Annotated in this window: 16 protein-coding genes; 3 read left to right on the top strand and 13 right to left on the bottom strand. The window is 50.1% G+C overall.

Annotated elements, in window-relative coordinates; genetic code table 11:
* Nucleotides 1-85 precede the first annotated feature (85 nt).
* From icmF to P9687_RS05965, 6 genes are all read right to left on the bottom strand, one after another.
* Nucleotides 86-3,340 (bottom strand): fused isobutyryl-CoA mutase/GTPase IcmF, encoded by a 3,255-nt coding sequence (gene icmF / locus P9687_RS05990; RefSeq protein ID WP_328228484.1) that lies wholly within the window; start codon nucleotides 3,338-3,340, stop codon nucleotides 86-88.
* Nucleotides 3,341-3,405: 65 nt separating this feature from the next.
* Nucleotides 3,406-4,041, bottom strand: coding sequence for a TetR/AcrR family transcriptional regulator (locus P9687_RS05985; protein ID WP_035190054.1), 636 nt, complete (start codon nucleotides 4,039-4,041; stop codon nucleotides 3,406-3,408).
* 19 nt (nucleotides 4,042-4,060) lie between these two features.
* The gene (locus P9687_RS05980) at nucleotides 4,061-5,203 is read right to left on the bottom strand and encodes an acyl-CoA dehydrogenase (protein WP_328228483.1); all 1,143 of its coding nucleotides are present in this window, start codon (nucleotides 5,201-5,203) and stop codon (nucleotides 4,061-4,063) included.
* Nucleotides 5,204-5,236: 33 nt separating this feature from the next.
* Nucleotides 5,237-6,373 (bottom strand): acyl-CoA dehydrogenase, encoded by a 1,137-nt coding sequence (locus P9687_RS05975; protein WP_013860764.1) that lies wholly within the window; start codon nucleotides 6,371-6,373, stop codon nucleotides 5,237-5,239.
* Nucleotides 6,374-6,414: 41 nt separating this feature from the next.
* Nucleotides 6,415-7,593: an acetyl-CoA C-acetyltransferase gene (locus P9687_RS05970; RefSeq protein WP_029142436.1), complete on the bottom strand. Its 1,179-nt coding sequence runs from the start codon at nucleotides 7,591-7,593 to the stop codon at nucleotides 6,415-6,417.
* Nucleotides 7,594-8,030: 437 nt separating this feature from the next.
* Nucleotides 8,031-10,148, bottom strand: coding sequence for a (Fe-S)-binding protein (locus P9687_RS05965; RefSeq protein ID WP_328228482.1), 2,118 nt, complete (start codon nucleotides 10,146-10,148; stop codon nucleotides 8,031-8,033).
* A 238-nt stretch (nucleotides 10,149-10,386) separates the two neighbouring features.
* Between P9687_RS05965 and cls the strand changes: the two genes are divergently transcribed.
* Nucleotides 10,387-11,586 carry a cardiolipin synthase gene (cls, locus tag P9687_RS05960; RefSeq protein WP_328228481.1) on the top strand — a complete coding sequence of 400 codons (1,200 nt, stop codon included), beginning with the start codon at nucleotides 10,387-10,389 and terminating at the stop codon, nucleotides 11,584-11,586.
* A 278-nt stretch (nucleotides 11,587-11,864) separates the two neighbouring features.
* Here the strand turns inward: cls and argS are convergent, their stop codons facing one another.
* The 3 genes from argS to speB form a co-directional block, all read right to left on the bottom strand.
* Nucleotides 11,865-13,535 carry an arginine--tRNA ligase gene (gene argS, locus P9687_RS05955; RefSeq protein ID WP_328228480.1) on the bottom strand — a complete coding sequence of 557 codons (1,671 nt, stop codon included), beginning with the start codon at nucleotides 13,533-13,535 and terminating at the stop codon, nucleotides 11,865-11,867.
* On the bottom strand, nucleotides 13,532-13,972 hold the full coding sequence (locus P9687_RS05950; protein ID WP_328228479.1) for a DUF1934 domain-containing protein: 441 nt from the start codon (nucleotides 13,970-13,972) through the stop codon (nucleotides 13,532-13,534). Before P9687_RS05950 ends, argS begins: the two co-directional genes overlap by 4 nt.
* Before the next feature lie 155 nt (nucleotides 13,973-14,127).
* Nucleotides 14,128-15,000 (bottom strand): agmatinase, encoded by an 873-nt coding sequence (gene speB, locus P9687_RS05945; RefSeq protein WP_017550332.1) that lies wholly within the window; start codon nucleotides 14,998-15,000, stop codon nucleotides 14,128-14,130.
* A gap of 180 nt (nucleotides 15,001-15,180) precedes the next feature.
* Between speB and P9687_RS05940 the strand changes: the two genes are divergently transcribed.
* Complete coding sequence (locus P9687_RS05940) at nucleotides 15,181-17,232, top strand: transglycosylase domain-containing protein (RefSeq protein ID WP_061565479.1); 2,052 nt, start codon at nucleotides 15,181-15,183, stop codon at nucleotides 17,230-17,232.
* A 107-nt stretch (nucleotides 17,233-17,339) separates the two neighbouring features.
* On the opposite strand, the gene P9687_RS05935 is transcribed toward P9687_RS05940, so the two are convergent.
* Both P9687_RS05935 and P9687_RS05930 read right to left on the bottom strand, forming a co-directional pair.
* Nucleotides 17,340-17,852, bottom strand: coding sequence for a YwhD family protein (locus P9687_RS05935; protein ID WP_017552680.1), 513 nt, complete (start codon nucleotides 17,850-17,852; stop codon nucleotides 17,340-17,342).
* Nucleotides 17,853-17,882: 30 nt separating this feature from the next.
* On the bottom strand, nucleotides 17,883-18,545 hold the full coding sequence (locus P9687_RS05930; protein ID WP_014096720.1) for a site-2 protease family protein: 663 nt from the start codon (nucleotides 18,543-18,545) through the stop codon (nucleotides 17,883-17,885).
* A gap of 145 nt (nucleotides 18,546-18,690) precedes the next feature.
* On the opposite strand from P9687_RS05930, the gene P9687_RS05925 reads away from it, so the two are divergent.
* On the top strand, nucleotides 18,691-18,876 hold the full coding sequence (locus P9687_RS05925; RefSeq protein WP_035190072.1) for a 2-hydroxymuconate tautomerase: 186 nt from the start codon (nucleotides 18,691-18,693) through the stop codon (nucleotides 18,874-18,876).
* Between the two features lie 14 nt (nucleotides 18,877-18,890).
* Here the strand turns inward: P9687_RS05925 and P9687_RS05920 are convergent, their stop codons facing one another.
* Both P9687_RS05920 and P9687_RS05915 read right to left on the bottom strand, forming a co-directional pair.
* Nucleotides 18,891-19,409, bottom strand: a complete 519-nt coding sequence (locus P9687_RS05920; protein WP_035190074.1) for a YwgA family protein — start codon at nucleotides 19,407-19,409, stop codon at nucleotides 18,891-18,893.
* Nucleotides 19,410-19,426: 17 nt separating this feature from the next.
* Entirely contained in the window at nucleotides 19,427-20,743 is a 1,317-nt protein-coding gene (locus P9687_RS05915) for an HD domain-containing protein (RefSeq protein WP_017550337.1), read from the bottom strand.
* Between the last annotated feature and the right edge of the window lie 37 nt (nucleotides 20,744-20,780).

The following is a 20,780-nucleotide window of genomic DNA, read 5'->3' as shown; positions in this document are numbered from 1 at the left end:
ATAACCTGCCCGTAATAAAGCCCTTAGCTTATTCCGGCCAGAACATTTGCCTGTCGGATACGGGCAAGGCGGCGGGACTTTCTGTTCACATATTCCTTCTGTATTGCCCGCCAATTTGGTAGAGGGTGTTGGTGATTTGGCCGAGACTTGCGACTTTGACGGTTTCCATAAGCTCGGCGAAAATATTGCCTCCTGAAACCGCGGTTTGCTTTAATTTTTCCAGTGCGGCTTCCGCTTCTGCTTTGTGGCGGGCCTGGAAATCACGCAAATTTTTGATCTGCAAATCTTTTTCTTCCTTTGTTGCGCGTGCAAGCTGCATATTGTTCAGTTCGTCCTCGTTTTTCGGGTTTGGATTCAGGAAGGTGTTGACGCCGATAATCGGGAGGGCGCCGGAATGCTTTCTGACCTCATATTCCATCGACTCTTCCTGAATTTTTCCCCTCTGATACTGGGTTTCCATTGCGCCGAGCACCCCGCCGCGGTCATTGATACGTTCAAATTCCTCCAAAACGGCGGCTTCGACAAGGTCTGTCAGTTCTTCAATGATAAAAGAACCTTGCAGCGGATTTTCATTTTTCGACAATCCATGCTCTTTTGTAATAATCAGCTGGATCGCCATCGCACGGCGCACCGATTCCTCAGTCGGTGTCGTAATCGCTTCATCATAAGCATTGGTATGGAGCGAATTGCAATGATCCTGAAGGGCCATCAGCGCCTGCAGCGTCGTGCGGATATCATTAAAATCAATCTCCTGTGCATGCAGCGACCGGCCGGATGTCTGAACATGGTACTTCAGCTTCTGGCTCCGCTCATTTGCCCCGTATAAATCGCGCATCACAACCGCCCAGATTCTTCTTGCAACCCGCCCGATCACCGTATATTCCGGATCAAGCCCGTTCGAGAAAAAGAATGAGAGGTTCGGGGCAAAGTCATCCACCTTCATGCCCCTTCCTAAATAATACTCCACATAGGTGAAACCGTTTGCAAGTGTGAACGCAAGCTGTGAAATTGGATTGGCACCTGCTTCTGCGATATGGTATCCGGAAATCGAGACCGAATAATAATTGCGCACTTTATGGTCAATAAAATACTGTTGGATATCACCCATCATCCGGAGTGCAAATTCAGTTGAGAAAATGCATGTATTCTGGCCCTGGTCTTCTTTTAAAATATCCGCCTGCACGGTGCCCCTGACCGTCTGCAACGTTTTTTCGCGCACCTCCGTAAATTCCTCGACGGTTAAAACGCGCCCGAGCTCCGCTTCTTTCTTTTTCACCTGCTGGTCAATCGCCGTATTCATGAACATTGCCAGAATGACCGGCGCCGGGCCGTTAATCGTCATGGAAACAGAAGTCGAAGGCGCACAAAGGTCGAACCCTGCATACAGTTTTTTCATATCATCGAGCGTGCACACACTTACCCCTGACTCGCCGACTTTTCCGTAAATATCCGGGCGTTCGTCCGGATCTTCGCCGTACAGCGTTACCGAGTCAAAAGCCGTGCTCAGCCGTTTTGCCGGATCATCTTTTGATAAATAATGGAAGCGTCGGTTTGTCCGTTCCGGTGTCCCTTCCCCCGCAAACTGCCGCTTCGGATCTTCTTCCTGTCGCTTAAACGGGAAAACGCCGGCCGTAAAAGGAAATGCCCCTGGCACATTTTCTTTATACAACCATTTTAAAATCTCGCCCTTGTCTTCCCAATCCGGCAGCGCCACTTTCGGGATCGGGAGCCCGGACAAGCTTGTTGTTCTGATCCTCGTTGTGATCTCTTTATTGCGGATTTTGACAGTGACCGTCTCCCCGCTGTATTTTTGCTTTACATCCGGCCAGCTTCTCAAAAGGGTTTTCGATTCTTCTGTCAGCCCTTTTTCCGCTTCCGCACGAAGCGCTTCAAGCGATGCGATCACATCCTCTGCTGCCCCGGACTCCTTTGCAGCCGTAATGGCGCCTTCCAGTTGAAACATTCTCCGTGCAAGAGAAGCCTGCGCTTCCGCCTTTTTATGGTACCGGCGGACGGTTTCTGCAATTTCCCGCAAGTAATGGCTGCGGCTTGCCGGAATGATGGTATGCCGGTTACCCGCTTCCAGTTTTTTCGAAAAAGACGGGCGAAAAGCCGTTCCGCTCTTTTCATTGATTTTTTCCATCAAGGCGCCATATAAGGCGTTCGTGCCCGGATCATGAAACTGGCTGGCAATCGTACCGTACACCGGCATCTCATCCAGGCTTTGGTCAAACAGCAGATGACTCCGCTGGTACTGCTTTTGCACCTGCTTTTTCGCATCCTCTGAACCTTTCCGCTCGAATTTGTTGATCACAATAAGGTCCGCATAATCGATCATATCAATTTTTTCAAGCTGGGAAGGCGCTCCGAATTCGCTCGTCATCACATACATGGCGACATCGGAAATATTCGTAATTTCGGCGTCTCCCTGGCCGATCCCGCTTGTTTCGATCAAAATTAAATCAAAGCCGGCAGCCTTTACAATCCGGATGGCGTCATGGATGGCAAGGGAAAGTTCGGAACGGGAGGCCCTCGTAGCCATGCTCCGCATAAAAACGTTCGGATGGAAAATTGCATTCATCCGGATCCTGTCGCCAAGCAATGCGCCCCCCGTTTTTTGCTTCGTCGGATCGACCGAAAGAACGGCAATTTTGCTTTCCGGATGGTCGTGCAAAAAACGGCGAATCAGTTCATCTGTCAAGGAGCTCTTTCCCGCTCCCCCGGTACCGGTTATGCCCACGACCGGCGCTTTCTTCACAGCCGACACCGCAGCTTCAAGGGCAGCGAGCGCTTCCTGATGGTTCAAATGGTTCTCGGCATAAGAAATCAGCCTGGCAACAGAACCGATCCGCCCTTCGCTTAAGCGCTCCACCTCTTTTACAAAATCCGCTTCCGTTACCGTCGGGTGGTCGCACTCCCGGAGCATGATATTGATCATCCCCTGAAGGCCGAGCTTTCTGCCGTCCTCCGGTGAAAAAATCCGCGCGATCCCGTAGTCATGCAGTTCTTTCATCTCACGCGGGATGATGACGCCTCCGCCCCCGCCGTAAATACGGATTCCGGAGGCGCCATTTTCCTGGAGCAAATCATACATATACTTGAAAAACTCGAGATGCCCTCCCTGGTAAGAAGAAACGGCAATGCCTTGGACATCTTCCTGAATCGCCGCCTGGACAATTTCGCGTGCCGAGCGATTGTGACCGAGATGAATGACTTCCGCACCGCTTGCCTGCAAAATCCTCCGCATAATGTTGATGGAAGCATCGTGACCGTCAAACAAACTGGACGCTGTGACAAAACGGACCGCATGTTTCGGGCGGTAAATTTCTGTATCAGCCATCATATCCTCCTTGTCTTCATCAGGATTAAGTTAAAACGCATAAATGAACCCCGGGATGGAAAAATTTATGCCATCATATCCCTTGTCTCAAGGCCGGAAAACAGCAAATGGGTTTGCAGACGGATATAATCCTCAATTGTAAACTTCTTTTTAAATGCCCAGCGGCGGAAAGCCCACATTTCACCCTGAACAAAAATATTGTGGGCGAGCATCTCCATCTCTTTTTCATCCAGATCAAGTTCGCCGTTTTCCGCGCATTTTCTGATCATTTTTTCAAATATGCCGACCATTTCCATTTCCTTTTTTAATACATATGGCAGTGCTTCTTTTGTCAGTGATTTTGCTTCCTGGTACATGACAAGTACTTCATCTTGCAGTTCGTCAACAATCCGGAAATAATGGGCAATCGCGAGTTTCAAACTTTCAAGCGTCCCCTGACCGGCATCAATGCGAATCAGCCTGTCGCGCACTTCATCATAAATCCGGTCGCACACCAAATAGAGGACATCCTCTTTTGCCCGGATATATTCATAAAGCGTCCCGATGCTAAAGCCGGATTTCTTGGCAATTTCCCTCGTTGTCGTCCGGTGGAACCCCTTTTCCTTAAAAAGCGCGACGGCGGCATTGATCATTTGGTTTCTGCGCTTTTCAATCAGCCTTTCATCCCTGACCGATGCCGGCACAAACTTTTTTTGGCTCACAAACGGCCTCCCCTCTCCGTCAGTCCTTTGTCAACATTCTTGAAATAACAAGCCGCTGGATTTCCTGCGTCCCTTCGTAAATTTGCGTAATTTTGGCATCGCGCATGAACCGCTCAACCGGATAATCTTTTGTATAGCCGTAGCCGCCAAAAATCTGCACGGCTTCCGTTGTGACTTTCATCGCCGTATCACCGGCAAACAGTTTGGACATGGCGGATTCTTTTCCGTACGGCAGCCCGTTTGATTCAAGCCAGGCCGCCTGGTACGTTAACAGCCTTGCCGCTTCGACTGCAGTGGCCATATCGGCAAGTTTGAAAGACACGCCCTGGTTCGCTGCGATCGGTTTGCCGAACTGTTTCCGCTCTTTCGCATAAGCTGTAGCCGCATCCAGTGCGCCTTGGGCAATGCCGACTGCCTGGGCCGCAATGCCGTTACGCCCGCCGTCCAGCGTCATCATCGCGATTTTAAATCCCTGTCCTTCTTCCCCGAGCCGGTTTTCTGCCGGGACCATGACATTGTCAAAAATGATTTCCGTTGTGGTAGAAGCCCGGATGCCCATTTTCTTTTCTTTTTTGCCGGTTGAAAACCCGGGAAAATCTTTTTCAATGATAAACGCGCTTGTACCATGGTGTTTGCTTTTCGGGTCGGTGAGGGCAAACACAATGTAAATATCCGCCACGCCGCCGTTTGTAATAAAAATTTTGGAGCCGTTTAAAACATAGTGGTCGCCTTCACGCCTGGCCGTTGTCACCATCGCGCCTGCATCGGAACCCGACCCCGGCTCCGTCAAGCCGTACGCACCGATTTTTTCCCCGCGGGCAAGCGGAACGAGATATTTCTGTTTTTGTTCTTCTGTGCCGAATTTAAACAGCGGCCAGCTGGCAAGGGAAGTATGTGCGGAAAGGGTCACGCCGGTTGAGGCGCACACACGCGACAGCTCTTCCACCGCAATGCAGTATGCCAGAAAATCGCTCCCGATCCCGCCGTACTGCTCCGGCCATGGAATCCCGGTCAGGCCAAGCGCCGCCATCCGGTCAAAGATGCCACGGTCAAACCGTTCGTTCTCATCGCGTTCCGCTGCTGTCGGCGCTACTTCCTTCACGGCAAAATCGCGTACCATTTTCCGGATCATTTCATGTTCTTCACTTAAACGAAAGTCCATTTTTCTGCCTCCAATTTTTTTATCCAAGACAACTTAAAGCCTTTTCTCCCGCAATAATTGATTGCTGATCACGATTCTTTGGATTTCACTTGTCCCTTCATAAATTTGCGTAATTTTCGCATCGCGCATGAACCGTTCAACCGGATAGTCTTTCGTGTATCCATATCCGCCGAAAATCTGAACGGCTTCAATCGCTGTATCAACAGCTGTTTGGGAAGCGAGCAGTTTGGCCATCGCCGCTTCTTTTTTGCAGCCCAGGCCGTTGCTCCGCAAAAAGGCTGACCGGTAGACAAGCAGTTTGCTGGCTTCGATGTTTGTTGCCATGTCGGCAAGTTTAAAACCGGTACCCTCAAATGCGTGGATGGGTTTTCCGAACTGGCGCCGGTTTTTTGCGTATTGAAGTGCCAGTTCATAGGCGCCTTCCGCAATCCCGAGGGCCTGTGCCGCGATCCCGATCCGGCCGGCATCCAGCACCGCCATTGCGATCTTAAACCCTTCCCCTTCTTCCCCCAGCCGGTTCTCAGCCGGAACCTGGAGATTTTCAAAGTGAAGCTGGACAGTTTTTGACCCGTGCAGCCCCATTTTTTTCTCATCCTTGCCGGTCCGGAAACCCGGCATGGTCTTTTCAATAATGAAAGCGGTGATGTTGCCGTCTTCCGTGCGGGCAAATACAATATACGTATCCGCCTCGCCGCCGTTTGTAATGAACATTTTTGAACCATTGAGCACATAATGCCCGCCCTGTTTTACCGCTTTTGTTTTTAAATTCTTCGCATCCGACCCCGCCTCGGCTTCCGTCAGGCAAAAAGCCCCCAGGTATTCCCCGCTTGCAAGCTTTGGCAAATATTTTTGTTTTTGCGCTTCACTTCCGAAATATAAAATCGGCGCGGTCCCGACGGATGAATGGACGGAAAGGATGACGCCAATGGTCGCGCTGGCTTTGGAAATTTCATGAACAGCTATAACGTATGCAGTAAAATCCAGCCCCGCACCGCCGTATGTTTCCGGAATGGTGATGCCCATCAGACCGAGGGTTGCCATTTTTCCAAGTATTTCACGCGGGAACATGCCGCGCTCCATGTCGCCCGTAGCCGGCAAAATTTCTTTTTCTGCAAAATCCCGTACGGTTTTTCTTAACAAAAGCTGTTCTTCCGTAAACTGAAAATCCATGATCAGGTCCCCTTTTTTGGGTGGTCATACACGTTGAAGTTTTATTGCACTTCAATCATGACGGCATCGCCCTGGCCGCCACCGGAGCAGATGGCTGCGATCCCGGTCCCGCCGCCGCGCCGTTTCAGTTCGTATGCAAGGGTTAAAATAATGCGCGTGCCGCTTGCACCGATCGGATGGCCTAACGCAACCGCGCCGCCGTTTACATTCACCTTATCCAAATCGAGCTGTGCGATTTTGCTGCTGGCAAGGGCCACAGCGGCAAATGCTTCATTGATTTCAAACAAATCAATGTCATCAAGCTTTCTTCCTGTTTTTTTCAGGATTTCGTTGATCACAAGCCCCGGCGTCTGCGGAAAATGCTGCGCCTCCACCGCCACTTCCGCATGCGCCACAATCTTTGCAAGCGGCTTCAACCCTGCTTTTGCAGCCCGTTCAGCGCTCATTAAAACAAGTGCAGCCGCCCCGTCATTCACACCCGGAGCATTGCCGGCCGTGATGGTGCCGTCTTTGTCGAAAGCAGGCGGCAGCTGGGACAGTTTTTCAAGCGTCGTATCCGCGCGCGGCGGTTCATCCTGTTCAACAAGCAGCGCAGGGCCTTTTCTTTGCGGGATTTCCACCGGAACAATCTCTTCGGCAAACTTGCCGGAATGGATGGCTTCCAATGCTTTCTGGTGGCTTCTTAATGCCCAGCGGTCCTGAAAGTCGCGGGTCAGCCCGAACGCTTCCGCCGTGCGGTTTCCGTATGTGCCCATATGGACGCCGGAAAATGCGCAGATGAGTCCGTCATGGGTCATCATGTCTTTCAGCTGGACATCGCCCATTTTCAATCCCCATCTTGCCTTGGGCAGGAAGTAAGGGGCGTTTGACATCGACTCCATCCCGCCGGCTACAATGACTTCCCCGTCTCCCAAACGGATGATCTGATCCGCCATGGTCACGCTCCTCATGCCGGAAGCACACACTTTATTCACCGTTTCCGTTTTGACTTCCCACGGAATGCCGGCGTGCCTTGCCGCCTGCCGGGATGGGAGCTGCCCCTGGCCGCCCTGTAGGACATTCCCCATAATCACTTCATTTACTTCCCCGTTTTCAACGCCCGCTTTTTCCAATGCATGCCGGATCGCAATCCCGCCTAACGCGGACGCCGGAAGTGCAGCCAGTTTTCCCCCGAATTTCCCAAATGGCGTACGCGCCCCGTCGATGATCACCGTGTTCAACCATCTTCTCCCCTTTTACAATGGATTTATGATAAGCGCCGGCAATTTGCACGAACGCGAATCATCGTTCATTCATAGTCCCTTTGTTATTTGCTGCCAAAACAGCAGCGAACTTCCCGATGCTTTTGGAATGGGTGAAAAGCGCCAATCGAGCGAACGCTCAATCATCGTTCATTCATGGCCCTTTGCCGTTCGTTTCCCAAAACAGCAGTGAGCCTTGCCTTACTGTGTGATTTATGAAAAGCGCCGGCAATATGCATGCGCTTACATTCCCAAACCATTATCATCCTGTGTGATCTGCCGCAAAAAAACGGCGGAGAATCTTCCTTTTGCATATCCCATTCTCCGCCGTTTTTGCGCAGATGATTTGCCGGTTTAAAATCTACCATGATCTGCTTTTCCTGCCGAGCATCCCGTTTTGCGGCGGCATCACCCGCTTAAGAAACTGCATCCGTCTGCCCCGGCGCCCCGCAGACCGAACGTTCAAGTATTTCGGCGACATCCAGGGTTTTCACGGTGTCTTCCACTTCTTTCGCTTTTGTACCGTCAGACAGCATTGTCAGGCAGTACGGGCATTCCGTGCTGATGACTGTCGGATTCACGGCAAGCGCCTGTTCGGTCCGCGCCACATTAATCCGGTGCCCGGTATCTTCTTCCGTCCACATTAATCCGCCGCCGGCCCCGCAGCACATCGCTGTTTCACGGTTCCGCTCCATTTCCACAAGCTTTACGCCCGGGATCATTTTCAAAATGTCACGCGGCTGGTTATAAATATCATTGTACCTGCCGAGGTAGCAGGAATCATGGAAGGTAACCGTTTCATTGACTTCGTATTTCGGCTTTAAGCGCCCTTCTTTCAACAGCTCGTAAAGTACTTCGGTATGATGGTAGACTTCCCCTTCAAAGCCAAAATCTTTATATTCTTTCTTAAACGTATTATATGCATGCGGATCGATCGTCACGATTTTTTTCACACCGTTCTTTGTAAACTCGGCGATGTTCTGGCCGGCCAGTTCCTGGAATAAAAACTCATTGCCAAGCCTGCGTGCCGTGTCTCCGGAGTTTTTCTCCTTGTTGCCGAGAATGGCGAATTTCACGCCCGCTTCATTCAGCAGTTTCGCAAACGACTGCGCGATTTTCTGGCTGCGGCTGTCGTAAGACCCCATTGATCCGACCCAGAATAAATATTCGAATTCCTCATCTGCTTTCTTCATTTCTTTGACCGTCTTGACCTCGATATCTTCGCGTCCTTCACGCCACGACTCGCGCTCTTTCCGGTTCAGCCCCCAAGGATTGCCCTGACGTTCGATATTTTGAATCGCCCGCTGTGCATCCGGTTTCATTTTTCCTTCCGTCAAAACGAGATAGCGCCGCAAATCGATGATTTTATCGACATGTTCGTTCATAACCGGGCACTGGTCTTCGCAATTCCGGCAAGTCGTGCATGCCCAGATCTCTTCTTCGGTAATGACATCGCCGATCAGGCTCGGATTATAATCGAGTGCTGCAGCTGCCTCTTCCGCCCCGCGGGTTGCACTTTCCCGGGCGAGCCGGTTTCCTGTCGTGTTGGCAAAAGCAAACGCCGGAACCCACGGTGCTTTAGACGTAACGGCCGCGCCGTAGTTGGTCAAATGGTCCCTTAATTTAATGATCAAGTCCATCGGTGAAAGCATTTTTCCTGTTCCGGTTGCCGGGCACATATTCGTGCAGCGGCCGCATTCCACACAGGCGTAAAGATCGACAAGCTGAAGCTGCGTGAAGTCCTCGATTTTGCCAACGCCAAAACTTTCCTGCGATTCGTCTTCAAAATCGATCGGCCGTAATTTCCCGGTATCCCCGAGCCGGTTCAGATACACATTCGCAGGCCCTGCAATCAAATGGGCATGCTTCGACTGCGGGATATAGACAAGGAAAGTAAGCAGCAGCAACAGATGGATCCACCATGCCACGTAAAACACAACGGCCGCTGCAGTTGGTCCAATCCAATGAAAGGCCGCTGCAATCCTGGCTGCCACCGGTTCCGTCCATGACGGCTCCTCAAAGTGCCAAATGATTTCCATGCCGCCCCCGACCAGGACAGAAACCATTAGCCCGCCGATAAAGATGAGCACAAGCCCCGCTTTAAAATCGCGTTTTAAGCGGACGAGCTTCTCAATGTAGCGGCGGTAAAACGCCCAGCCGACCGCAAATAAAATCACGAGCGTGACGATTTCCTGAAAGAAAGTAAATCCGGGGTAAAGCGGCCCGAGCGGCAAGTGCGAACCCGGCGCAAGCCCCTTCCATATGAAATCAATTGCGCCGAACTGGACGAGAATAAACCCGTAAAACATCATCACATGGATGGCGCCGCTCTTTTTATCCTTGAGCAGTTTTTTCTGCCCGAAAACGTATACCCATATTTTTTTGAGCCGCGCCTTGACATTGTTGTCGAATTCCTGTTTTTTCCCCAATTTGATATACTGGATCCTTGTCCTTACCAAATACGCAAAAAGGCCAATGCCGTAAGCGGTTACAGACAGAAACAACAACCAGTTTAACCATAATAAGATGTGCATTTTTCTCCCGACGCTCCCTTCGTTCATTCGTGCTCGCACAAAAAAGCAGGTAATTTTCCGAATCTTGCTTACCTATATTATATAATGAATGAGCATTCAGTCAATCCTTTTTTCTTTATTTTTTTGAATTTCTTTGTGCCTGTTTCCGGCTTTTGTAAGTAGAATCGGCCGCATTTGGGGAAGAATAAAGACATGGACTCGGCCACGGAAAAAATCGATTGAAGCGGGGAAAAAAGATATGATTTTGCTCTTATTCCTTTCTGCCGTCATAGTACTCATCATCTGGCTTTTCACCGATTACACGCTTGGAAAAAGGCATTTCCGCAAAACTCGCAAACAGCACCAATATCCCGTACGGCACGGGGATTTTACTGTTTTTACCAGCGGAGAAAATCTGTTTCCCCACTACTTTTCCGATATCCTGCATGCCAAAAAAAGCGTATACGTCCTGTTTTATATTGTAAAAAATGATGAAATCAGCCGTGAATTTTTCAGCCTGCTCGCAAAAAAAGCGCGCGAAGGGAAAGAAGTAAAAGTCTTGCTCGATTGGGCGGGCAGCCGGAAGGTCACAAAACAGATGATTGCACAGCTGAAAAACGCTGGCGCCTCGTTTGCCTTCAGCAACCGGCCGAAATTCCCTTTTTTCTTTTACACGCTCCAGCAGCGGAACCACCGGAAAATAACCGTCATTGACGGGGAGACAGGCTATCTTGGCGGTTTCAATGTAGGAAAGGATTATATCGATGGCAACAAGTCGCTTTCTCCTTGGCGGGATTACCATTTCCGCTTAACCGGCGGAAGTATCCGCGACTTGCAGCAGGAATTTATCAGAAACTGGGAAACGGCTACAGGGGAAAAAATGCCATTTGAAACGCCAATCTCTCCTGAGGAAGAAAAAAGCGGATGCCGCCACCGGATCATCCCGACTGCGGGCGATGAGCTTGAACGCCTGGTTTGCAGCCTGATTGAGGAAGCCCGCGAATCGATTTTTATCGGTTCCCCCTACTTTATCCCGACTCCGGCCATCCACAAAAAACTGGTACAGGCTTTAGCGCGCGGCGTAAACGTTACAGTGCTCGTCCCAGATAAAGCGGACCATCCGCTTGTCAAAGAGGCCGCAAGCCGCTATTTCCGGCAGCTGCTTGATAATGGCGCAGACATTCATTTGTTCAAGCCCGGATTTTATCATGCGAAAATTATGATCATGGACCAGACGATTTGCGATATCGGAACGGCTAATTTTGACCGGCGCAGTGTCCGTTTAAACTTTGAAGTCAACTGTCTTGTATACGACAACGCGTTTATCCAAAAAATGTGTGCGATCGTAAAAGAAGATATGTGCCACGCTGTCCCGCTTACAGCAGACGACCTGAACCGCCCCGGATTGGCAACGAGGCTGGCTGAATGGGGTGTGAGGGCAATTGAAGGATTTTTGTGATAAAAGACCGGCTCTGGGTCAGTCGGCGCGATCAAAAAAAATTGCTCCCTGAAGACTGGGGCACTGCCAGGCACATTAGGTGGTTAACAGCTAAACCATCGTTTGGGCTGTCCTTGAATACCATCGCCCCTTAAAAGCTGTCACGGAACCCCAGGCACGTAACTGCACGTCATCTTGCTATTTGCATTCCATTTTGCTTTTCTTAAACCCAATAAACCATTGCGCACCAAAAAAAGCCGCCCCCTGAACCTGTAAACGGATGGGGACGGCTTTTTTCTTTACATTTTTTCCGGTGCGGAAACGCCGATCAGCTGGAGCGCGTTTTTCAGCGTAATTTGCACGGCCTTCACGAGGGCAAGGCGCGCTTTGGTGGCGTCCGCATGCGCCGGCTCGATCACTTTCACAGCATTGTAAAAGCTGTGGAAGTTGGCGGCAAGTTCGTTAATATAATTTGTAATGCGGTGCGGGATCCGCTTTTCGGCCGCATCAGCAATCACCTGCGGGAATTCTCCGAGCTTTTTCAGGACATCCGTTTCCTTTTCAGACCGGATCACGGAAAAATCGGCGCCTGTATCCGGCACAAACCCTTTTTCTTCCGCCTGGCGCAAAATACTGCAAATACGGGCATGGGCATATTGCGCATAGTAAACCGGGTTTTCATTGGACTCTGAAACGGCAAGATCAAGGTCAAAGTCCAAATGCGTATCCGAACTTCTCATCGCAAAGAAGTACCGGGTTGCATCAAGCCCGACTTCGTCAATGAGTTCACGCATCGTGACCGCTTTCCCAGTCCGCTTGCTCATTTTCATTTTTTCGCCGTTTTTATACAAGTGAACAAGCTGGATGATCTCCACTTCAAGATTGCCGCTGTTATAGCCGAGCGCTTCCATTGCCGCTTTCATCCGCGGGATATAGCCGTGGTGGTCAGCGCCCCAAATATTAATCACCGTATCGAAGCCGCGGTCAAATTTGTCTTTATGGTAAGCAATATCCGGGGTCAAGTACGTGTAAGTCCCATCGTTTTTGATGAGCACGCGGTCTTTGTCGTCGCCGAAAGCCGTCGAGCGGAACCACGTTGCCCCGTCCTTTTCATAAATATGGCCTTTTTCGCGCATCAGTGTCAGCATTTCGTCAACTTTTCCGCTCTTATAAAGAGACGTTTCCGAATACCAGACATCAAAACGAACGCGGAAGTCTTCAAGGTCTTTTTTCAGTTTCGCCATCTCGTAATCGAGGCCGTACTGGCGGAAAAATTCGTAGCGCGTTTTTTCATCCGCGTCCACAAATTTCCGGCCGTATTCATCGGCAAGTTTTTTTCCAAGGTCAATAATATCCTGGCCGTAATAGCCATCTGCCGGCATTTCCTTTTCCATCCCGAGCGCCTGGAAGTAGCGCGCTTCGACTGACAAGGCCAGATTGTGGATCTGGTTGCCGGCATCGTTAATATAGTATTCACGGGTCACCTCATACCCTGCTTTTTCAAGAATATTGCACAGTGAATCCCCGACAGCGGCGCCGCGCGCATGTCCGAGGTGAAGATCACCGGTCGGGTTCGCCGATACGAATTCGACCTGGATTTTTTTACCTCCGCCGGCATCTGAACGGCCGTAATCCGCACCATCGTGAAGGATAGAAGGGATCAGCCGGGTCAAATACGTATTGTCCAAATAAAAATTAATAAAGCCGGGGCCTGCGATTTCCACTTTTTCAATCGACGTTTTCGATTTGTCGATATGTTCGACAATCGCTTCCGCAATCTGGCGCGGTGCTTTTTTTGCCGCGCGCGCAAGCTGCATGGCAATGTTTGCGGCATAATCGCCGTGTGCTTTTTCTTTTGGCTTTTCCAGCACAATAGCCGGAATATCCGCTTCCGCAACCAAGCCGGTTTTCATCACCGCTTCTTTGATTTCCGTTTTCAGCGTTTCCTGCATTTGTTCCGCAATGTTCATTTTGCTGCTTGTACCTCCTCATAATGGATCTTCATTTTATATGTACCGACCGAATCCCCATGCATATAAAGCCTATATCCGAGGGAAAGCTGCCCGGAAAGCGAGCCTGTACGCGTGTGCACAATCTCATCTGCCGCCGCTTCAATCGGGAATTGGCCATAGTCGTTTTCGTAAGTCCCCGGGCGCCTGGAGCCTTCACGCAAATCAAGCCGCATGGAGACCGCACCGCTTCTCATTACAAGCGCCCTTCCGCTTGCCACTTTGACAACCGTATGAATTTTGCCGGCTTCCTGCATTTCCTCGTACTTTAAATAGGCCGAACCGCCTTTTTCGTAATAATGGCCGAACAAAACCAGTTCGATTTTTTCCGCTTCTTCCTGGAAAATCTCCGTGGTCATATGTATTTTTACAGGGCAAGAAACGGTTTCCCCCGCCATTTTCCCACATCCTTTATTTCATCCATTATAACCTTTCCGGCGGAAAAATAATATGGTAACTCTCCTCATTTTATCATATATAATGGAGCTGCTATCCCGCAAGCTTAACTTTAAAAACCCGGCACCCGCCCCCGCAGCCGGTGCCGGGTTTTCCGTTACTTCACCCAGCCGAGCATCATTTCGCGCACGAGCTTGCTAGCCGTATTGGCTGTTTGCTCGGAATGATCATATACAGGTGCCACTTCAACAAGGTCACAACCAATGACATTCACGCCGGAACGGGCAATTGCATGAATCGATGCCAGCAGTTCTTTTGAGGTGATCCCGCCGGCATCAACCGTCCCTGTCCCCGGCGCAAAAGCCGGATCGAGCACATCAATATCGACCGTCACATACACATGGCGGCCGGAAAGCGCCGGCAACACTTTTTTGAGCGGCTCAAGCACTTCAAATTTTGCGATCTGCATGCCGTTTTTTTCTGCCCATTCAAATTCCTCTTTCAAGCCGGATCGGATCCCGAATGAATACACATTCCGAGGTCCAATTAACTCCGCCGTTTTCCGGATCGGCGTTGCATGCGAAAGCGGCTCACCTTCATAATCCGTGCGCAAATCGGTATGGGCGTCAAAATGAATGGCAGCAAGATCCGGGTATTTTTTGTAAACGGCGCGGATTACCGGCCATGTCACCAAATGCTCGCCGCCAAGGCCGAACGGAAATTTCCCGTCGTCAAGCAATGTCCCGACATAATCCTCAATCATATCGAGGCTTTTTTGCGGATTGCCGAACGGCAGCGGCATATCTCCGGCATCAAAATAGCTGATTTCAGCAAGTTCCCGGTCAAGATACGGGCTGTATTCTTCGAGCCCGATTGAAACTTCCCGGATGCGCCCCGGGCCGAACCGTGAACCCGGGCGGTAGCTGACTGTCCAGTCCATCGGCATGCCGTAAAGCACCACCCGGCTTTTTTCATAATCCGGGCTTGCCCCGATAAAAACATGGCCTGAATAAGCTTCGTCAAATCTCATCTTTTTCTCCTCTTTTTCACAATTTCGGACACATGGAAAAAGTATAGTGAAATTCCGAAAAAAAGCAAGAATCTTTTTACAGCGGGCCACCCTTCCCATAATCCTTTTTTCGGTTCCGGTGTTTAAAATTTCCTCTCTTACTAAATACTAAGGAAATAAGGAGAAAAAGAGGTGCGGATGATGGAGACACAGACAACACCAAAGATCCGGAAAGCCAAATGGGGCCTGCGCCTGATGCTGTTTGCCCTGATTACTTTCGCCATCCTGCTGTCTGCCTTAACGGCAGCTGTCTATCTGTATGCAAAAATTCTCGGTCCGCCGCCGCTGTCCGTACCGCAATCAACGCTTTATTATGCACAAAACGGCAAACAAATCGGCGAGTCGAACAGCGGCCAGCAAAGATACTGGGTGCCGCTTGACGGCATCTCCGAAAACGCCATTGACGCGACCATTTCAATCGAAGACCGAAACTTTTACCATCACCACGGCTTTGATTACCGGCGCATGGCCGGGGCGGTCGCTGCCGATATGAAAGCAATGGGAAAGGTGCAGGGCGCAAGCACCATTACCCAGCAATACGCCCGCAACCTGTTTTTAACGCTTGATAAAACATGGGAAAGAAAATTAAAGGAAGCATTCTACACGGTCCGGCTCGAGTCCAGCTACAGCAAAGACCGGATTCTGGAAGGCTATTTAAATACGATCAATTACGGGCATGGAAAATACGGGATTGAAGCCGCAAGCCGGTACTATTTCGGGAAAAGCGCCAAACAGCTGACACTTGCCGAAGCCGCCATGCTTGCCGGGATTCCAAACGGACCCGGAGTCTACTCCCCTGTCATTTCGCCGGAAAAAGCGAAAAAACGGCAGCTTGCTGTTTTGCAATCGATGGTGAAAAACGGCTATATTACAAAAAAACAAGCAGCAGCAGCCGCCAATGAAACGGTAAAAATCATGCAAAAAGCGGATCCGGATACAAACCGGATCGCCCCTTATTTCCAGGACCTTGTGAAAAAACAGCTGAAAACAAAACTCGGGTTTGATGACCGGACGATTGCGCTCGGGGGATTAAAAGTATATACCACCCTTGATGTGAAGCAGCAAAAAATTGCCGAAGAAACAGTGAAGGAAATCATTCCGGCATCTTCGCAAATCCAGCTCGGTTTTGCGGCAATCAATCCGAAAAACGGCTTCGTAACCGCACTTACCGGGGGCCGCGATTATGCGGAAAGTTCCTTTAACCGCGCCACACAGGCAACGCGCCAGCCCGGTTCCACCATGAAGCCGCTCCTTTATTATGCTGCATTGAACCACGGATTCACGCCGGCAACGATGCTCAAAAGCGAACCGACCGTTTTCCGGCCGGGCGGATCTTCATACAGGCCGCATAATTTCAACAGCCAGTATGCCAATAGGGACATTACGATGATGCAGGCGCTCGCCGTTTCAGATAATATTTACGCCGTGAAAACCCATTTGCTGCTCGGGCAAGATGTGCTTGTCCAAACCGCAAAACAATTCGGCCTTACAACCCCGATGGAAAAAGTGCCGTCACTTGCGCTCGGCACATCCGGCGTGCACCTGCTCGATATGGTGAACGCCTACAGCCTGCTTGCAAACGGCGGCACTCAAAACGGGCCTGTTTTCATCACAAAAGTGGAAGATTATAAAGGCCGCGTCCTGTATGCATACGACAAACACGAGAAAGAACGGGTGTTGGACAAAGCGGCGGCGTTTGTCACCTCGCAAATGATGACCGGCATGTTTGACAAGCGCCTGAACGGCTATGCCCGTGTCACCGGCGCCTCCATTGTCAAAAACCTCACCCGCCCGTACGCCGGCAAATCCGGCTCCACCAACACGGACAGCTGGATGATCGGGTTTTCGCCCCAGCTCGTGTCAGGCGTTTGGGTCGGATACGACAACGGGCAGGAAATCACGTTGGCCGCTGACAAAATGTACGCCAAAAAAATATGGGCCCGGTTTATGGAAAAAGCACTTGCCGGGCGCCCTGCCGCGGAGTTTAAGCCGCCCAAAGGCGTAACCGGCGTTGAAATCGATCCTGAAACCGGGAAAATCGCAACCGAAAACTGCCCGGTGGCAAGGCTGACATACTTTATATCCGGTACCGAACCGGCCGAGCCCTGCAGCAAACATCCCGCAGCAGGAGAAAATGAGTTGTATCCGAAAAAGCACCGTAACTGGCTTGAAAAACTGTTCCCGTTTTTCTAAAAATAGCAAAAAGAAAGGCCTGGCCGCTTTGCGGTCAGGCCTTTCCTGCTCCTTCAATGCATCGTGAAATTTCGGCCGGTTCCTTACGCAAAAATAAATGCGCGGGGTCAGGCCTTTAATGCTTCTTTCAATTCATCGCTGGATAAGTTCCACATCTCGCTGCTGTGGCCTTTTAAAAAGTCTGCCAGCACTTTTTTGGACCGGTCGTCCATATGGTCTACAATGATATGGCCCTTCATCGACTTGTCGAGGCGGTTGACATGTTCCGGCAGCGATTTGTAGCCGCGGCGTTTTTCCTTGTTGACCACCATTTCGCAGGCTGTCACCCCGTGATAATAAGGCCCGTTTTCGCCGCGTTCAATTGTCACCCACACAAGCCAGTACGGTTTTGCCCCCTCTTCCGGGACTTCCGAACGGTCGGGGAAAAATCTCACCCGTTTTTCCACGGCGCTCCTTGCATGCATCGCCCCAATATCGACAACCGCCGTGCCTTCATTGACATCAATGATCACCGGCGAGACATTTTCAAGGTTCAGCGCCCCGGTGCCAAAACTTTTATGGCCGTCAGTCGGCGCATTTTTAATAATATTAAATTCTGCTTTTTTCTTTTTTTCAGCCATCTTGCACATCCCCTTTCTCTCAATGGCAATCTATCCGAATACGGAAACAATGGTCTGGAATCCCTTCATAATCGACGGAACCGCACTGTTAAGCAGCGGCGAGATCGTATACCGGCCAAGCGGCGTGACCAGCAGGACCAGAAATACAACGATGCTGTACTGCTCGTACTGCGTCAATTTTGCCCGTACCCCCGGCGAAACCAAATCTTCTATGATCCGGTACCCGTCCAGCGGCGGAAGCGGAATTAAATTAAAAATAAACAATACGAGATTCAGCCAGACAAAATAATTGAAAAAGGAAAGGACAAACCATGGCAGGCCTGCGCCAAGCCCGGTTGCCACCAGCACATAAAAGATGATTTCCCCGATAAACGCCATCAAAAAATTGCTGGCAGGGCCCGCAAAAGATACCGCCACCCCTGCCAGGCGCGGATTTTTGAAATGGTAGCGGTTTACCGGGACAGGGCGCGCCCAGCCGAAGCCGGCGACAAAAATAAGCAGCGCGCCAAGCGGGTCAATATGCTGCGCCGGGTTCAATGTCAGCCGCCCCTCGCGTTTGGCAGTCGGGTCGCCGCACAAATAAGCTGTATAAGCATGGGAAAACTCATGGACGGTAAAAGCAATGATCAGCACCGCCGCGACAATCGGGATATCCCTTAACGGATATGCCAAAAACTGTTGTAATTGTTCCACGTACCGGTCTCCTTTAAAAACAATATATTGACTATAGTATACAAAATTTTCATTCGGTATTCACTTGTTTTAAAAGTGCCACTTGCAGGCGGGCAAAAAAGACTTTACAATTTTTATGAAATCATCTAAAAGGAGATGCACCCGCATGCCATATGTAACCGTCAAAATGCTGGAAGGCCGTACAGACGAACAAAAGAAAGCGCTGGTCGAAAAAGTAACGGCCGCGGTCAGCGAAACCGTAGGCGCCCCAAAAGAAAACATTACCGTGTTCATTGAAGAAATGTCAAAAAACCATTATGCCATAGGCGGCGTCCGCAAAAGCGACGAATAGGGGCGGAAAAATCGCTATGCCTGCTGGACAGGGCTAGCGATTTTTTTCAATTTTTCTATGTAATCGTACGCCTCGTTGATTTCTTCCTCCGTATAACGCTGCTTCGCCTTTAATGTAAAGATTTTCTCCTTTACTTCCTCTTTCGGAAGCATATCAAAATACATGACGGTTGAAACAAGCTCAAGGAAGCGTGCATTTTGCCCATTCATTTCTGCCAGGCACGCATCCAGCCCCGACAGATCCGGTTCGTACATTTCCAGAAATTCCCGGCCCTCGTCTGTCACCGTATACCGATATTGGACATATCCGCCTTTTTTCTCTTTTACTTCGTTTACAAACCCGAGGTTGGTCAGCTCCTCTACTTTGAGCGTCAACTCTTCAGAATACGGGCCGTAAAAGTGGAACTCAAATTTTTCCTGGAAAGGGAAGGATAATTTTTTCGCAATATAAATCATTTTTTGCAGCTTTTTACGCCCGACAATTTCTCCGCTTATGGCAAGCGCACCCATAATTTTTACATGATCTTCTAACACAAACCATTCACTCCTGACTAAATTTCCGAACTCCGGGGCAATTTCAGCAAAGCGGCAATTTCCCTTTTCTTTTCCCCGTGTGTCGTTTCGTCTTCGATCAAATCAAGCGGAAAATACAATTTATGATCCGTCCTTCTTTTCCCCGAAATCGCGTCCACAATATCCGATTCCCTTGATAATTCTTTCAGGTCACCGTTTCGCATCAGCAAATTGATCGGCAGCCGTTCCCCTTCCTCGCCCGGCCGGTAAAAATCGTACGGAAGATCTGAGGACGAATCAATGACTAAATAATAGTTCGGGTCGATCCCGGCTTCTGCAAAAAGCTTTTCAAGCCGGCTGTGCACCTTAAATTCTTTTGCCGGGTCAAACTCAATGTATTTAAACAGATTCCGGTTTACAAAGCGGGCGCAAAGGTCCCGCAAAACCGGGTCATCTTCCTCCTGCCAAACCTCAATATAATACAGCATGACGTGCTCATCCAGTTTTAAATAATCACGCAGGCTGAGTCTATCTTCAAAAAGCGACTGGAAATGGCTGGGCCCGTGCTTGAACGGGTAACGGGCATCGTACAACGTTTTTGCGCGGTGCAAAATTTTTGTTAAAATCACTTCTGCGCTTCTTGTCACCGGGTGAAAATACACTTGCCAGTACATTTGGTAACGACTTAAAATATAATCCTCGACCGCATGCATGCCGCTGTATTTAAAAACGGCCTGGTCTTCATGCGGGCGCATAACGCGGAGCAGCCTTTCAATGTCAAAATGGCCATAGCTGACCCCTGTATAATACGCATCGCGCAACAAATAATCCATCCGGTCCGCATCAAGCTGGCTTGAAATCAGGCTGACCACCAATTTGTTTTCTGAAGTTTTCGCAATCACTTCCGCCACTTTTTTCGGGAAATTTCTACCGACCCGCCGCAATACTTCATTGACTTCCGTCTCCCCGAGGATGATTTGCCTTGTAAACTCCTCATGGTCCATGCCAAACACTTTTTCAAACGAATGGGAAAACGGGCCGTGGCCAAGATCGTGCAAAAGCGCAGCGCAAAGCGACAGCAGCCTGTCCTTTCCGTTCCAGTTCACCCGGTCTTTAAAAACATCATCTGTAATTCTCCTGACAATTTCATAGACGCCAAGTGAGTGGCTGAAACGGCTGTGTTCCGCCCCGTGGAAAGTCAGGTAAGTCGTGCCGAGCTGCCGGATCCGGCGCAATCGCTGGAACTCTTTTGTTCCGATCAAGTCCCAGATCACCCGGTCACGCACATGGACATAGCGGTGGACAGGGTCTTTAAACACTTTTTCCTCACTGAGCTTAAGTTTGGCGTATTCCATGCTTTACCCTCTTCCTGATGTCGTAATTCTATTATAC

Origin of the sequence: Weizmannia sp. CD-2023, from assembly GCF_036225245.1 — a bacterium.
GTDB classification, from domain to species: domain Bacteria; phylum Bacillota; class Bacilli; order Bacillales; family Bacillaceae_C; genus Weizmannia; species Weizmannia faecalis.
The sequence above is the reverse complement of the archived record's forward strand: the minus strand, read 5'-3'. Positions and strand labels throughout refer to the sequence as shown.

Bases quoted from the DNA above. Each gene is read 5' to 3' on its own strand.
- icmF (WP_328228484.1), bottom strand. From the start codon at position 3,340: ATGGCTGATACAGAAATTTACCGCCCGAAACATGCGGTCCGTTTTGTC.
- P9687_RS05980 (WP_328228483.1), bottom strand. From the start codon at position 5,203: ATGGACTTTCGTTTAAGTGAAGAACATGAAATGATCCGGAAAATGGTA.
- P9687_RS05975 (WP_013860764.1), bottom strand. From the start codon at position 6,373: ATGGATTTTCAGTTTACGGAAGAACAGCTTTTGTTAAGAAAAACCGTA.
- P9687_RS05965 (WP_328228482.1), bottom strand. From the start codon at position 10,148: ATGCACATCTTATTATGGTTAAACTGGTTGTTGTTTCTGTCTGTAACC.
- cls (WP_328228481.1), top strand. From the start codon at position 10,387: ATGATTTTGCTCTTATTCCTTTCTGCCGTCATAGTACTCATCATCTGG.
- argS (WP_328228480.1), bottom strand. From the start codon at position 13,535: ATGAACATTGCGGAACAAATGCAGGAAACGCTGAAAACGGAAATCAAA.
- P9687_RS05950 (WP_328228479.1), bottom strand. From the start codon at position 13,972: ATGGCGGGGGAAACCGTTTCTTGCCCTGTAAAAATACATATGACCACG.
- speB (WP_017550332.1), bottom strand. From the start codon at position 15,000: ATGAGATTTGACGAAGCTTATTCAGGCCATGTTTTTATCGGGGCAAGC.
- P9687_RS05940 (WP_061565479.1), top strand. From the start codon at position 15,181: ATGGAGACACAGACAACACCAAAGATCCGGAAAGCCAAATGGGGCCTG.
- P9687_RS05935 (WP_017552680.1), bottom strand. From the start codon at position 17,852: ATGGCTGAAAAAAAGAAAAAAGCAGAATTTAATATTATTAAAAATGCG.
- P9687_RS05925 (WP_035190072.1), top strand. From the start codon at position 18,691: ATGCCATATGTAACCGTCAAAATGCTGGAAGGCCGTACAGACGAACAA.
- P9687_RS05915 (WP_017550337.1), bottom strand. From the start codon at position 20,743: ATGGAATACGCCAAACTTAAGCTCAGTGAGGAAAAAGTGTTTAAAGAC.